The following is a 14,060-nucleotide window of genomic DNA, read 5'->3' on the forward strand; positions in this document are numbered from 1 at the left end:
ACCCCGGTGCAGGCGAAGGCAGCACGCGGCCCGATCGTCCTCCCGCTGCTGGTAGCAGCGCTCGGCGTTGCCCTTCTGCTTGAGAACTTTCTGCTGCTCGGAGACTTCCGGGTCAGCGCACTCCTGCCCCTGGTGCTGGTCGCACTGGGGGCTTGGATTCTAATCCGCGGCGATCTCGGCACGCGCACCGCCCGCACGTTCGGCATCACGCGTGGCAGCGTTCAAAGCGGGACGCTCGAGATCAGTGCGGGCGAAGTCGACGTCATCGTCGGTGGCAGCGCCCGCGACGGCCGTTTGGTCGAGGGCCAGTTCGCCCGCAACAGCCGCCCCTCGCTCGATGTGGAGGACACCCACGCCCACCTGCAGTTCTTGCGCAGCCGCACGCCGTGGCTGTCGTTTGCCGACTGGCAGATGCGCCTTGCCGACGACCTGCCGTGGGACGTCCTGATTTCGACATCCATCGGCCAGATCAACGCCGACCTTGGCGGGCTCATCGTGCAAGGCGTTACCCTGGCGACCGGTGTCGGTGATATCCGTCTTGTTTCGCCCTCGGAAGCGTTCGATCCGGTGCGCGTGCGTTCCGCCGCTGGCGATATCCACGTCATCGTGCCGGAAGGGCAAGCTGCCCGCGTCCACGTCAAGCCGACGCGCTTGTTCCGCGTGCAGGTCAACGAGACGCGCTACCGGGTGCTCGAACCCGGCATCTACGAGGCGATCAAAGCCAATGACGAGTCGCCCCGCGTCGACATCTACCTGCGCGGCACGTTCGGCGACGCCTATCTGTCATGACGCTCGAAATTACGTTTCACCCGGGCACGTACGCCGATATCGAGACGTGCCTGACCATGGATCACACCTGTGAAACGGATCGCGTATGGCAGATGACCCTGCCCCACGGCGATCTCAGTGTGTTTGGCGTAACATTCAAGCAGGAGTTCCTCCCGCGTCCGGTCGAATTGACCCATCAGATCGCACGGCACCGCCTGTACGACAACCCGGACTCCGGGCGACTGTGGGTGGTCGCGCGCAAGTATGAACCGGTTCCTGACCTGTCGCCCGAACCCGAGCCGCTGCCGTTGCCGGTCGAGTACGGCGGCGACTATGATTCCGACAATCCCGAACTGGTCCTGCCGCCGCCACCGCCGCCGCGTCCGCCTGGAATTGGCTACGTGGTCGCGCGCTACGACGACTCGCAGGAGATCGTGTGGATCGACGATCTGGCTGTGGTACCGGCCCTCCGCCGCAAGCGCGTGGCAACCCGACTCGTCGACGGCGTACGGCAGTGGGCGCGCGAGCAGGGTGCGCATCACCTGCTGGTCGCCTTGCCGACCAAGCACGTGCCGATGATTCAATTGGTCACGGCGTTGGGCCTGCGCTTTTGCGGTTACAGCGACCATTACTTCCCCAACCACGATATCGCCGTGTTTTTCGGTCTAAGGCTGGCCCGCCGCGGGCGTGTAGAATAAAGCAACGTATCGGGCGACGGAAAGCGGTCTGCATTGACTTCCGATCTGTTCGTTTCGTTTCTCGATCTGATGAACGAGACGCTGGCGGCGGCGATAGTAATCGTCGCGGCCTCCCTCCTGCTGTATACAATCACCCGCAATTTCCATGACCGGGTGGCGCGCGCGTCGGCGATGGTACTGTTCGCCGTCACGGCGGCCTACGTATGCGACGTTCTCACCGGCCTGCGCCCGACCGACGAGGCGGTCATGCGCCTGCTGCGCGCGCAGTGGTTGGGGATCGCGCTGGCGCCCGCGGCGCTCGTACATTTGTCCGACGCGCTGCTCGACACGACCGGCTTGCCCTCGCGCGGGCGGCGCAGTCGCACGTTACGGCTGATGTACCTGATCGGCGCGGCCTTCGTGATCGCCGCCGTGTTCTCCGACATCCTCGTCGGCCCGATCGAAAGCGCGGGCCGGCCCGCCCTGCGTGCGATGCCGCTGATGGCGGTGTTCGTAGCGTATACGGTGGTCGCCTCGGGATTCGCGCTGATCAACGTCGAACGCGCACGTCGGCGCTGCCTGACGCGTTCCACGCGCCGGCGCATGGGCTATCTTGAAATCGCACTGCTGACCCCGATTGTCGGCGTCTTCCCGTTTAGCGCGTTCTTCGACCCCGGCGGCGAGTTCACCACCGGCGCGCTTGTGCTGGTCATCGTCGCCAACGTCTTCGTCGTGCTGATGCTGCTGTTCCTCGCCTATCCGTTATCGTTTTTCGGCAGTCGAATTCCCGACCGCGCGGTCAAGGCCGACCTGCTGCGCATGGTGCTGCGCGGTCCGGCCACCGGCATGCTGATCGTCGCCGTGCTGTTCTTCACAAGCCGCGCGACCCGCGTGTTCGGCCTCGTCAGCAGCGAGTTCGCGGTGTTTGCGGTTGTCGCGGTTGTGCTGTGCTGGCAGTGGGTGATCGACCTCGCGCTGCCGCTGCTTGACCGATGGTTGATTTACGGCGAGGAATCCGATCAATTCAGCAAGATCCAGAAGCTGAACAGGCAGTTGCTCACCCGGGCCGATCTGCTGTCGCTGATGGAAGGCATCCTTGCGCAAGCACGTAACGTGCTGCGTACATCCGGCGCGTTCGTCGCGGCACTAACGGACAGCACACCGGAGATCGTCAGCGCGACCGGGCGCGGCCACGATATCGAAAGCCGCCCCAGCGACTTGGGCGGGGCGCTTGGCGGGCTGAAGGTCGCTACGGTCGCCCAGCCGATGCTGTGGGAAGGCTTTTGGCTGCTCCCGCTCAGCCGCCAGCGCGGGTTGGTCAACGGTGGGCAGATGATTGGCGTGTTGGGGCTGCAAGCCACACACGATTCGGTTCCCACGGCGGACGAGATGGCCGTGATCGCCCGTGTGCGCCGCCGCGTCGCCCGCACATTGGACGACATGCTGCTGCAGTCCGAGGTCGTCGCCGCGCTGGAGGGCTTGCTGCCGCAGTTCGCTACATCGCGCGAGTCAAGCCGCGAGGACGAGTATCAGCCGCGCAGTATATCGACCGCCGAGCCCAACATGCCGCCCTTGCCCGACCGCGATCAGATCGTCGAACAGGTGCAGGCCGCACTCCGCCATTACTACGGCGGGCCGGGAATGACCAAGAGCCGCCTACTGGACTTAACCATCGTACGGCGCGCGCTCGAGTTCAACGTCAACGAGCCGGTGCGCGCCTTGCGCTCGGTGCTCGATCGCGCCATCGAACTGCAGCGCCCACCCGGCGAGCGCGACTGGCGCAGTCAAGACTGGTTGATCTACAACATCCTCGATTTGCGCTACATCAAGAAACAGCGTGTGCGCGAGGTGGCTAACCGCCTATACATGAGCGATGCCAACCTATATCGCAAGCAGAATCTGGCGATCGAGGCGGTCGCTGACAGCCTGCTGCGGATGGAGGCGGATGCGTTGCTTGAAGAGGCTACTGAAAGTGAGTCGAAATCGGTGCTATAATGACCGCAACGCGGGCGGTACGCCCCCGGTTGGTTGAGAGGAAACGTTTACGATGAAGCCCGGTCTTCCTGAGCTGTTGATCATTCTGGTCATCGTGTTGGTCGTGTTTGGCGCGGGCCGCATCCGCCGCGTGTTCGGTGAACTCGGCGGTGGGATTGCGGAATTCCGCAAAGGTCTGAAGGAAGGCTCGCCCGAAGAGCAGAAGCTTCCCGAAGACGAGAAGGTCATCCAGAAGTAAGACGACGACGTTCCATCGCGATGTCGATTAGCCGTTTGTGCGCGATGCCGGGCGGCGCTTTAAGGTTGTAGGCAAGCACCCGTTTGTTCAGCGCCGCGATGTCGGCGCTGATTGATTCTGGTAGGGAACCCCCCGGCGTCAAGACCTTCACCAACCGCTGCCGCGCCTGCGCCAGCAGATCGTCCAACTCCCGACCTTCGAGGATCCACCCCGGCGTAAGGTCGTTGTCTTTCAACAGCTTGTGTGCTAACTTGAGCTCGTCCGGGGTATACGGGTCGTCCAGTTCGAGGCGCTTGCCAGCGTTCGGTAGATTCGATCCATCGCCGATCGCGCGCCGGACGAGTTCGTCCAAGCCTGATTCCCAGTCCATATTGGCAGTCTCCCCGGCAGAACCCCAATTTGTGATTATTTTCACGGAAACCGGGATCCCTGTCAAGCAGTACGCCACGGAGGCCCCTGCATCGTGACCGAACAAACGGACAAGAGCGTCGTCTTCGACCGCGCGACCGCCTTCTACGACCAGACGCGCGGATTCCCGCCGGGCGTCGATCAGCAAGCCGCCGACTTGATGGCCCGCTTGGGCGGCATCACCGGCGAGTCGGTCGTCGCAGAGATCGGTGTCGGCACGGGGAGGCTTGCGCTTCCGCTGGCGCGTCATACCGGGCCGTATCTCGGCTTCGACCTGTCCAGCGGCATGATGTCGGTGCTGCGGCAGAAGCACGCCGCCTACGGCGCGCCCGATGTCCGCCTCGCGCTTGCCGACGTAACCCGGCTACCGCTGCGGTCGCAGTCATTGGACGCGGCGGTTCTAGTGCATATCCTGCATCTGGTCTCGGAACCAGAGCAGGCTGCGATCGAACTGCGTCGCGTTGTGAAGCCCGGAGGGATCGCGATTGTCGGCTGGAATCGCAGCTACGAGCACGGGTTGGAGGCGATGAGCGAAGCGTGGGAAGCCGCCACCGGCGAGCAGTGGCGGCGTTGGCGAAAAGGAGAAGACAATCGCGACACCGGCGCGGTCGTCCTCGAGCAAAATGGGTGGACGGAAGCGACATCCGGCGTTCTGGAATTCACGACGACCCTGACGCCGCGCACTAAACTCGATCGCTATCGCGGGCGCATCTACTCGTCGATGTGGAAGATGGATGACGAGACGTGGCAGGCAGGCGTCACTGCTGTCGAGGACATCGTCGCCCGGCAGTACCCCGACCCTGACCGTTCGTTCGAGGTCAGCCACGAGTTTCACGTCGCGGTGTTCAGGCCGTAGCACCGCCGATGAGGGCACCCAGATCGTCGGTGGTCAGCTCCGGCGTATTGTCGAGGATCGATGTGCGACCCGCAAAGCACACGACGATGCGGTCGCTGTAATTCAGAATCTCATCCAGATCGTCGCTGCTGAAGATCAGTCCCGCGCCTGCTTCGCAGCGGTCGAGCAGTTGTCTCCAGATCCAGCGTGCCGACTCGACATCCAAGCCGCGCGTCGGCTGTTCCAGCACCATGATCGTGGGCCGTTCGGGCAGCATCGCCATCAGCACGCGCTGTTGATTGCCGCCTGACAGCGAGTCGATGCGGGAATCCGGCAGCCCCTTGATTTGATAGTGGTCGATCTGACTCTGCGCGCGAGACCGGACGCGCCCCCACCGGATGCGTGCGGAATTCTCGTCGATGAGCGCGAAGTGCTCGGTCAGCGAAAGACCCGGTACAAGGCCTTCCTCCAACCGTCCCGCCGCGCCAAAAGCTGCCCCCGCCGCGAGAAATGCGCGATACGATCTTCCAGTCAAGGGCTGCGAGCCAACGGTGATCTCGCCATGCACGACAGGCTGCAAGCCCACAGCCGCGCGCATAATCGGCGCTTGCCCGCTGCCGTCGAGGCCTGCGACGCCGATCACTTCGCCGGGGGCGACCGTCAGCGAGAAGCGTTCAATGTGCAGGCGGTGGTCGACGATTGTGAGATCGTGCAGAGTGAGCGCCGGGCGGTCACTGGTACGCCGGGTCGTGCGTCGTTCCAGCGGGGGCTGCGCTTGGCCGAACATCAGCGTGACCAGCTCGGAATGCGGCACCGGCAGCATGACGTCGCCGGTAAGCTGGCCCCGCCGCAGAACCACCGCCCGATCGCACAACTGCAGCACGTCCTCGAGTTTGTGGCTGACGAGCAGGATCGTCACGCCCTGCTTGGCGAGTTTGCGCAGCGCGGCGAACAGCGCGTCCTTCTGCTCGGCGCTAATGCCGGTGGTCGGTTCGTCGAGGATCAGTGTACGCACGCCCAGCGCGAGCAGGCGCGCCATTTCGAGCTGCTGCCGCTGTGCGATCGAGAGCGACGCAATCTCGGCATCCGGCGGCAGCGAAAAGCCGAGCTGCCCGCACACTTCGCCAAGCTGCGTACGCGCGGCCGCGTAGTCGAGCGCACCGCCAAACCCGAGCGCGAAATCCTCGATAACGGTGAAGGCCGCAACGTCGAGCGGGTCTTGGTGCAGCATGCCGATGCCGGCTGCAATCGCGCCATGCGGCGTAGAATACGGCGCGCGCCGGCCATCCAGCCAGATCTGGCCGCTGTCCGCCGGTTGATAGCCGCTGACGATCTTCATCAGCGTCGACTTGCCCGCGCCGTTCTCGCCAAGCACACCGACAATCTGGCCGCTGTCGAGAGTGAGGCTAATGGCGTCGTTGGCCACCAGCGACCCGAAGCGCTTGGTGATGTTCCGCAGTTCGATATGCATCGCTTAATCAAACGGGGCGCGTGTGATTTCCGCGCCCCGTCCCTGTTCAGGCCTGTGTTATTCGCTGGAGCCGATCATGCCGTCGAGAAGCTGCGGCAGATACCAAATGTCCTCAAGCGACACGTTCTCGCCCTCTTCGGCCAGCACGGTGCCGTCTTGCAGCGCCAACGGACCTTGCCACAGATACATGGAACCCTCGTTGGCCTCGTCGGTCGCGTATGCCACGACCTCCGCCACGAACGCTTCCAGCAGCGCGCGGTTCTCTTCGCTCAGGCCCTCGCCGTAGTAGAAGCCGGTGATGGTGCTGCTTTCCGGGTCGGAGATTTCGTCCCACACCGGCGGCACCCAATCCCACGACTGTTCCCACGTTCCGGCCTGAACCGCTTCCACGATCCCGGCGTACGACGGACCCCAGTTGTAGAACGGCACGCCGAGACACGCCTCAGGCGCCTGCGTGCAGCCCGCGATGCTGTTGTATGGCACGGCGAATACGTTCTGGCCATCGGCCTGACGCTGCGCGGCGACCTGCACCATTTCGGCCGTGTCGACGCCGCTGAGGACGACGTCTGCGCCGCTGTCGAAGAAGCGGTTGGACTCTTCGGTCACATCCAACGTCACCGTTGGAATCGCGAACCAGAAACCGATCCACGTCACGGCGAATTCGAACGCCTCAGGATCGCCACCCTTCTGCTCCCAGCAGTGCTTCGCGCCGAGGTATGCCGACGACGACACCCGCAGCGTTTCGCCATTGATCAGCGGTCCGACGTAACCGAGCTTGCCCGTCTCGCTGGTCAGCGCGGCGGCGCAGCCCGCGATCAGGCGCGGCCACTCCATCATCGCCATCAGGTTGCCGAGATTGGCCGGGGCGGTGCCTGCCAGCACATCGTCGCCAGACACGTTGATGAACACGACGTCCGGATACATCGGCGCAACGGCGGCGGTATCCTCCTCGAACGCGTCGGAGGTCGTGAAGATGACCTTTGCGCCCTCCTCGACAAACAGGCTGACGACATCGGCGAGGGTCGCCTCGGGCTTGTCGGCAGCGTTCAGGCTTTCGAACACCAGCATACGCGCACCGGCGACGTTCTCCTCGACATACACGCCGCCCTCATAGTGGGCTTGGCTCCATCCACGGTCGTCTCTCGGCCCGACCAGCACCATGCCGAACACGAATTCGTCCTGTGCGCCTGCCGGGGCAATCGCAATGACAAGCAGCACCGACAATACAGCACCCAACACCAGCTTACGCAGCATCCCTGATCTCCTTGTTGATCGTGCGGGTTGACGTCCGTATTGTAACGAATCCGTAGCGCACATTCAGGATGCAAGCGGTACTAGGATTCAACCGGCCGCATTATGCAAAGGAACCAAACGTCACACCGGCGCGCATCAAAGGCCGGTCGTGCCCGGCGGGTCGCCCGTCATCAGGACCAACTGGCTCACGACGGCACGGTGATCGCTGCCGCCCGTGTCCGCCACGACGTGCGCAGACTGCACCGCGATCGGGCCGTCGACGAAGATGTAGTCGATTCGCAGAATGGGGATCGCCAGCCCGCCGAACCACGATAGGCGGGGTCGGAACGTCAGGCCCAGCCCGCGCCCGTGCAGGCCAAAGGCATCCATCCACGCCGCGCTGATGCGGGCGTAGTCGCTGCTCAGCTCCGGCATGTTGAAATCGCCCAACAGAATGCGATGTTCGGCCGTGTCGGCGGCGACGTGCGCGAGGACGGCGTCGACTCCGACGATGCGCCGCTGCGGGTCGAACCCGAACCCGCCCGAGACTGGATGCCGCGTGTGGATGTTGTGCAGCGCGACCTCGACGGATCGACCCGCGACCTCGACCACGACGATCGCGGACTGCGCGCCGAGGATTCCCGGCGCTTGCCAGAATTGGCTTTCGAGAATGGGAAAGCGGCTGAACAGCCCTTGTCCGTTGACGCCCACTTCGTGCGGATGCAGCGCGGCAAACGGGTAGCGCTCGCGCAGTCCGTCGGCAAGGAAGTCGGCCGCGGCGAACCCCAGCTCTTGCACCGCGACGACATCGGCGTCGGATTCCTCGATGATCCGGAGTGTATCGGCGTAGCTGCCGCCGCGCGACAGGATGTTGTACGTCATCACTGAGATCGTAATCGCATCATTTTGGGGCAGAACAAGCGATGCGGCGGCAGACGCGGGCCGCAGGTAGCGGACACCGAATATCACCATGAACGCCACGACAGGGACGAGCATCAACCCGGCCAACGACCAGCGCCGCCACACCACGGCGACCGCCAGCAGGCCGAACGCGGGCAGCCACGCGAAATGCGCGAAGGTATTGTAGAGCGCGATGACCGGCCACCCCTCGCCGATAACGAGGTTGACAGCCAGCGGTATCGACACACCAATCCCGTAGACGAGCGCCATCATGCCGAACAGGTGATAGAGCCAACCGCGCCCCGAACGGTTCGACGTCACCGGCAGATCTCGCTGCATAAGCCGCGCCTCTCGCTCCTTCGACCGCGAACTGCCACGCGCACCGCGCGCATGTCCGCACTATCTCATGGTACACGCCAGTCGGACCCAACTCCTCAACCCTGCCGGGGCGCGAACGGCAAACGCATGTCACGCGCCGGATTCGCCCGCGCACCCACAGCGATTCGACGCAAGGCGTACAATCAGAGAGCCAACGGCGCAGTGTTCCGCAGCATGCTCAAGGAAGGTCGCCATGTCGATTACTCTTCACGTCCGGCCCGGTCTGATCGTCCGCCCGCTTGTCGCTGACGACGCCGAGGCGCTGTATGCGGTCGTCGATGCCAACCGTGCCTACTTGCGGCAGTGGCTGACCTGGCTCGACGACACGCACGGCCCCGACGACGTGCGCAACTTCATCGAGACTGGCACGACGCAGTGGTCACGCGACGATGGTTATCAAGGGGGCATCATCCTCGACGGGACGCCGGTCGGCACGATCGGGATGCATTACGTCAATCGCAAGAACAGGTCGACCGAGTTCGGCTATTGGCTGGCGGAGACGCACGGCAAGAAGGGCATCATGACCGACGTCGCGCGCGTCTTCGTTGACGATGCGTTCCGGCGCTGGGACTTGAACCGTGTCGAAATCCGCACTGCGTCCGGCAACGTGCGCAGTCAGGCGGTCGCGCTGCGGCTCGGGTTCAAGCTGGAAGGCGTGCTGCGCGAGATCTTCAATCACTACGGGACGCTGCTGGACATGCACGTGTACGGCATGCTGCGCCGCGAGTGGAACGCGCTGAGACTATGACGGCTTGCGGATGCGGCTAAGGGGTCGAGTCGTGCTCTGCTTCGGGTGGGCGGCACACACAAAACGAGGGCGTAAAATCCCGCCCTCACCAGTGAATAGCGTAGCGCACGACCACGAAACACGCTATCGATTGGGGCAATTACAGGACACGGAGTGACATGCTGATGGCACACGAAGGCGGTGAAGGATGTCTAACATGCGCTATGCTGTCTCTCTCCCTGCGTTTGGTCGTTATAGTGACCCGCACCAGCTTGCCAGCCTCGCGAGACGTGCCGAGGATGCCGGATGGGATGCCTTCTTCATCTGGGATCACGTGATCTTCGACCCGACATTCAACCCGATGGCCGACCCGTGGGTCGCGCTCGCCGCCGTCGCGTTAAGCACGACGCGCATCCGTCTCGGCACGATGGTGACACCTGTCCCGCGCCGGCGGCCATGGAAGCTGGCGCGCGAGACCGTCTCGCTTGACCGCTTGTCCGGTGGACGGCTGATTTTCGGTGCCGGACTGGGTGATCCCGTGCAGTGGGATTACGGGTGGTTTGACGAGGACCAGGACGCCAAAATTCGCGCGGCCAAGCTCGACGAGGGTCTGGACATCCTCACCGGCCTATGGACAGGCGAGATGTTTAGCTATCAGGGTCAGCAGTACCGGATAGCGCCGATGCGGTTCGAGCCGACTCCCGTGCAGCAGCCCCGCATCCCCATCTGGATCGGCGGCACCTATGACAAACTCGCCCCGCAGCGGCGCGCTGCCCGTTTCGACGGCTATGTCCCGCTGAAGTGGGGTGAGCAGCTCACACTGGATGAATGGGCGGCAATACAGACTTACATCGGTGCGCGCCGCACATCGGACTCACCGTTCGACTTTGTTCACGGCGGGACGTCCACCGGAACGCGCGTGGACGGCACGCCTCACGACACCGGTGACTACGCGGCTGCCGGTGTCACATGGTGGGTCGAAAGTGTCGACCCGTGGCGGTTCGGCCACAGCTACGAAGCGCCAATTCCGGAGGAGGCGTACGGGCAGATGGAAGCGCGCATCACGGCGGGGCCGCCCAAGTGATCGAGCTAAGCGGATGACGGCTTGCGGATGCGGCCGGCCTCGACCGTCCACACCGGCACACGGCCGAGAAAACTGTCCGGGAAAATGCTGAGTTCGGCGGTTGTGATGAGCGTCTGGCCGGCATCCTGCACGCGCTCTAGCAGGTACTCGCGGCGCTTGGCGTCCAGTTCCGCCGCCACATCGTCTAGCAGCAGGATCGGCGTTTCGCCGGCGCGGTGACCCATCCACGCACGCTCGGCCAGCTTGAGCGCTAGCACGGCAGTACGGGCCTGCCCGCGGCTTCCGTACAGGCCCGCGTCGCGCTCGTTGATGAGGATGCGCAGTTCGTCGCGGTGCGGCCCGCTGAGGGTCACGCCACGCCGAATCGACTCGCCGCGTTCCAGTTCGAGCTGCTCGGCGAACTGCGGCGCGACCTCGGCCGCCGAGACCTCGCGGTGCAAGTCGAACCCCAGCACCTCGAACGAGCGCTGGCCATCGCCTTCGGCGGTCGGTACGAAGCTCGGCTGATAGCGCAGTGTGAGCGTTTCGAGCCGGCCCGTCAGGTCGTAATGCACGCGCTGGGCTTCGATCTCCAGTTCCCGCAGAAACATCTGCCGCCCGGCGATCAGCCGCGCGCCGGCCTCGACCAACTGCTCGTCCCAATAGGCCAGTTCCTTCGGCTGAGACACGCCCTCGCCAATGCGCCGCAGCAAGGCGTTGCGCTGCGGCAGCGTCCGCTCGTACTGGTCGAGCGCCTCCGCGTAATCCGGCACGATCTGGCTGAGCGTCACGTCCATGAAGCGGCGGCGGTCGGCAGGCGCGCCTTCGATCAGCGCAAGATCGCGCGGCAGGAACAGCACCACCGTCACGACGCCGACAGCCTGACCCACTCGCTTCTCGACGCCGTTGACCTTGACGACTTTGCGAAAGCGCGGCGAACCATCCGGCCCGTTCTCGATCATCAGCGTGACCTCGAGCCGTTCACGGGCGCGGCGCGTCTGCACGTCGGCGGAGACGCGTGCGTACGGCAACGGCTCGTCTTCGGTCGCCCAATGCAGCAGGTGCCGGTCGATCGACGTATAGGGCGAGTGCATCGTCGCCAGATAGTAGATCGACTCGAGAAAGTTCGTCTTGCCTTGCGCATTCTCGCCGTGCAGCACCAGCGCGGAGTTGGGCAGGGCCGTCTCCAAACGGGCATAGTTGCGGAAGTTCGTCAGCGAAAGATAAGCCAGTTGCATGAGGCGCTGGGTCCGGGGGTGAGAGCGAACGGGGCTGAGGCGAAGCTCAGCCGCCGACCGTCGCCGATGCTGTCGGAAGCGGTGAAGGTGTCGCCGATGGGGGCGGTGAAGTCGGCGTGTTGGTCGGCGTTTGCGTGGGCAGTGGGGTCGGCACGATCGTCAGCGGCGGCGGCTCGCGGGTGACGGTCGGTGCCGGCGTAAACGGCGCGACGACAACCTCCCGCAAGTTCATCACGCGGAACAAATCGGTCGGGCACACAAAGTCCTCCGTGTGCGCCCATGCGGTCGCACCGTTGTCGATCCGCACTGAAAGGAAGTCCCCCGACGACGTGCGGCCGTCGACGATCGACGCCACACCGGGCGGCAGGCGCATCAACACCGCCGCGCCATCGTCCGGCGCGATCAGCAGCGGCACGTCACCGCGGATGGTCGTACACTGTGGATCGGTAAGGCGCACGTCTTCGGTGCGTTCGACCTCCGTCCCGCGCTCGTCCATCACGACAATTCGCACGGTGAAATCGGTCTGCGGCAGAATCGGCCCGGTCGAGAGCGCGGTCTGTTCGGGCGCCAGCGGGATCTCAGGCGGCAGCCCCAGCGATTCGAGACCACGCAGCACCGGCGTGCCGCTGAAGCCCATGGCCGACCAGCGAATCGTCAGGTCTTGGATTACGTTGCGGAACACGAGGCCGGGCTCCACGCTGAGCGTCTCAACCACGGCCGGCGTGTAGACGGACACTTGCACTGTAGCGTCGACCTGCTGGCTCCCGTTCATCGCGATCAGCACGAATGTCGACAGGGACGGCAGGATGTTCGAGTCGATCGTCCACGACCCCGCGCCCGGTTCGTCGAGCACCTGCGGCTCGCCTCCGTCGCGGATCAGCGCAACGCGCTGTGCGTCCCGCACATCCCACGTCAGTTCGACGGGCTGGCCGCGCACGACTTCGGTAGGCTGCGCCGCGAATGTGGTAATGACCGGCGTCACGGTACGGTTGGCCAGCAGGCCCCACACGCCATACGCGATCAGCAGAATGGCCAGCAGCGCACCGGCGACCGCGGCGAGCCTGCTCCACGCAGGCAGCGGCGGGTGGTCGACAACCTTGCCCGGCACGGCGACCGTGAAATACGGTTGGGCATCGGCATGGGCGGTGATCACAAACGCGTGCTCGACATCGATACCGAAAGCGCGCTTCTCTTTCAGCGCGGCCGACCCGCCGACGACGATACGTTCGCCCGGCCCGAGCTGCGCAAAGGTCTGCGAAAGGCGCAGGTTGAGCTTGCCGTGCGTGTCCTGTGCGGTGAGCCGCAGGGCCAGCGGCGCACTGCCGTGGTTGTGCAAGTGAAGACGGAAGTTCGAGCCGCTGTTGACCCGGCTGGCGCTCAGCGCGATTCCCAGCCCGTTGAACGGCTGAATCCGCACAGTGAGCATGGCCCGCAGGGCGGCGCGCGGATCGCGGTCTGGCGTGACGGTGACTTGCACCGGGTAGTTGCCGGGGCGGCTGTCGCTGTGCCGGATCGGGCGCAGGTTGATCAGGATGAGGCTGGTATCGCCCGAATCAACGACGACCGCCGGACGGTTGACGCGCACCCAACTCTGTGGGACGCCCTGCACATCGATCGTAAAGCGTTCGCTCTCGCGCCCCGTGTTGCTCACACTGAGTTCGACCGAGATGTACGCGCCGGGGACGACCGTGATATGCGGAAGCTGAAGCTCGATGCGGAACGGCGCGCTCTCGCTGACGATGCGCTGCGTGTCGTCCACGGCCGGGATCATCGGCAGCGTCGGCGTGTCGTCAACGACTCGAAAAACCACGCGCAGCGACCCGAGCTGGAACTCCTCGCCGCCGTTGAGCGGTACCGAGGTGCCGGGCTTAACTGCGACGCCATCGACAAACGTTTCGAATTTCTGCGTCAGGGCATGCAGCATCGCACCCTGCTTGGTGCGGCTCAAACGCAAATGGCTTGCATCCACGCCGTCATGGTCGACGACGACTTGGGAATTACCCAGCCGCCCGACATCGGTGACATCGTCCGTCAGCAGGGCCGTCTCAACCCGGCCGTCCGGCCAGAAGATGTCGAGCCGTCCGTAGGCTTTCTTCAAGGCGATGCTCCCGTAACCGGTTCGTGCCTCT

13 protein-coding genes are annotated in these 14,060 nt (G+C 64.5%); 7 read left to right on the forward strand and 6 right to left on the reverse strand.

Annotated elements, in window-relative coordinates; all coding sequences use genetic code 11:
* The first annotated feature begins 6 nt into the window (after nucleotides 1-6).
* From IPM16_18295 to IPM16_18310, 4 genes are read left to right on the forward strand one after another with little or no spacing between them, the layout of a single operon-like run.
* Nucleotides 7-789, forward strand: a complete 783-nt coding sequence (locus tag IPM16_18295) for a hypothetical protein (protein MBK9125052.1) — start codon at nucleotides 7-9, stop codon at nucleotides 787-789.
* Nucleotides 786-1,466, forward strand: a complete 681-nt coding sequence (locus tag IPM16_18300; protein MBK9125053.1) for a GNAT family N-acetyltransferase — start codon at nucleotides 786-788, stop codon at nucleotides 1,464-1,466. Before IPM16_18295 ends, IPM16_18300 begins: the two co-directional genes overlap by 4 nt.
* Nucleotides 1,467-1,499: 33 nt before the next feature.
* Nucleotides 1,500-3,440, forward strand: coding sequence for a hypothetical protein (locus IPM16_18305; GenBank protein MBK9125054.1), 1,941 nt, complete (start codon nucleotides 1,500-1,502; stop codon nucleotides 3,438-3,440).
* Between the two features lie 52 nt (nucleotides 3,441-3,492).
* Nucleotides 3,493-3,678, forward strand: coding sequence for a twin-arginine translocase TatA/TatE family subunit (locus tag IPM16_18310; GenBank protein MBK9125055.1), 186 nt, complete (start codon nucleotides 3,493-3,495; stop codon nucleotides 3,676-3,678).
* On the opposite strand, the gene IPM16_18315 is transcribed toward IPM16_18310, so the two are convergent.
* Complete coding sequence (locus tag IPM16_18315; GenBank protein ID MBK9125056.1) at nucleotides 3,665-4,048, reverse strand: DUF1992 domain-containing protein; 384 nt, start codon at nucleotides 4,046-4,048, stop codon at nucleotides 3,665-3,667. The genes IPM16_18310 and IPM16_18315 overlap by 14 nt on opposite strands.
* A 93-nt stretch (nucleotides 4,049-4,141) precedes the next feature.
* Here IPM16_18315 and IPM16_18320 point away from each other — a divergent pair, with 93 nt between their 5' ends.
* On the forward strand, nucleotides 4,142-4,942 hold the full coding sequence (locus IPM16_18320) for a class I SAM-dependent methyltransferase (protein MBK9125057.1): 801 nt from the start codon (nucleotides 4,142-4,144) through the stop codon (nucleotides 4,940-4,942).
* Here IPM16_18320 and IPM16_18325 read toward each other — a convergent pair.
* From IPM16_18325 to IPM16_18335, 3 genes are all read right to left on the reverse strand, one after another.
* On the reverse strand, nucleotides 4,932-6,392 hold the full coding sequence (locus tag IPM16_18325) for an ATP-binding cassette domain-containing protein (GenBank protein ID MBK9125058.1): 1,461 nt from the start codon (nucleotides 6,390-6,392) through the stop codon (nucleotides 4,932-4,934). The genes IPM16_18320 and IPM16_18325 overlap by 11 nt on opposite strands.
* A gap of 57 nt (nucleotides 6,393-6,449) precedes the next feature.
* The gene (locus tag IPM16_18330) at nucleotides 6,450-7,646 is read right to left on the reverse strand and encodes a BMP family ABC transporter substrate-binding protein (GenBank protein ID MBK9125059.1); all 1,197 of its coding nucleotides are present in this window, start codon (nucleotides 7,644-7,646) and stop codon (nucleotides 6,450-6,452) included.
* Nucleotides 7,647-7,781: 135 nt separating this feature from the next.
* Nucleotides 7,782-8,864 carry an endonuclease/exonuclease/phosphatase family protein gene (locus tag IPM16_18335; GenBank protein MBK9125060.1) on the reverse strand — a complete coding sequence of 361 codons (1,083 nt, stop codon included), beginning with the start codon at nucleotides 8,862-8,864 and terminating at the stop codon, nucleotides 7,782-7,784.
* Between the two features lie 232 nt (nucleotides 8,865-9,096).
* Between IPM16_18335 and IPM16_18340 the strand changes: the two genes are divergently transcribed.
* Entirely contained in the window at nucleotides 9,097-9,651 is a 555-nt protein-coding gene (locus tag IPM16_18340) for a GNAT family N-acetyltransferase (protein ID MBK9125061.1), read from the forward strand.
* A 196-nt stretch (nucleotides 9,652-9,847) separates the two neighbouring features.
* Nucleotides 9,848-10,714, forward strand: a complete 867-nt coding sequence (locus IPM16_18345) for an LLM class flavin-dependent oxidoreductase (GenBank protein MBK9125062.1) — start codon at nucleotides 9,848-9,850, stop codon at nucleotides 10,712-10,714.
* Nucleotides 10,715-10,719: 5 nt separating this feature from the next.
* Here the strand turns inward: IPM16_18345 and recF are convergent, their stop codons facing one another.
* Together recF and IPM16_18355 are read right to left on the reverse strand one after the other, a co-directional pair.
* Entirely contained in the window at nucleotides 10,720-11,931 is a 1,212-nt protein-coding gene (gene recF / locus IPM16_18350) for a DNA replication/repair protein RecF (protein ID MBK9125063.1), read from the reverse strand.
* Between the two features lie 46 nt (nucleotides 11,932-11,977).
* The gene (locus IPM16_18355) at nucleotides 11,978-14,029 is read right to left on the reverse strand and encodes an FHA domain-containing protein (protein ID MBK9125064.1); all 2,052 of its coding nucleotides are present in this window, start codon (nucleotides 14,027-14,029) and stop codon (nucleotides 11,978-11,980) included.
* Between the last annotated feature and the right edge of the window lie 31 nt (nucleotides 14,030-14,060).

It is taken from the genome of Candidatus Flexicrinis affinis (assembly GCA_016716525.1).
Taxonomy (GTDB): Bacteria; Chloroflexota; Anaerolineae; order Aggregatilineales; family Phototrophicaceae; genus Flexicrinis; species Flexicrinis affinis.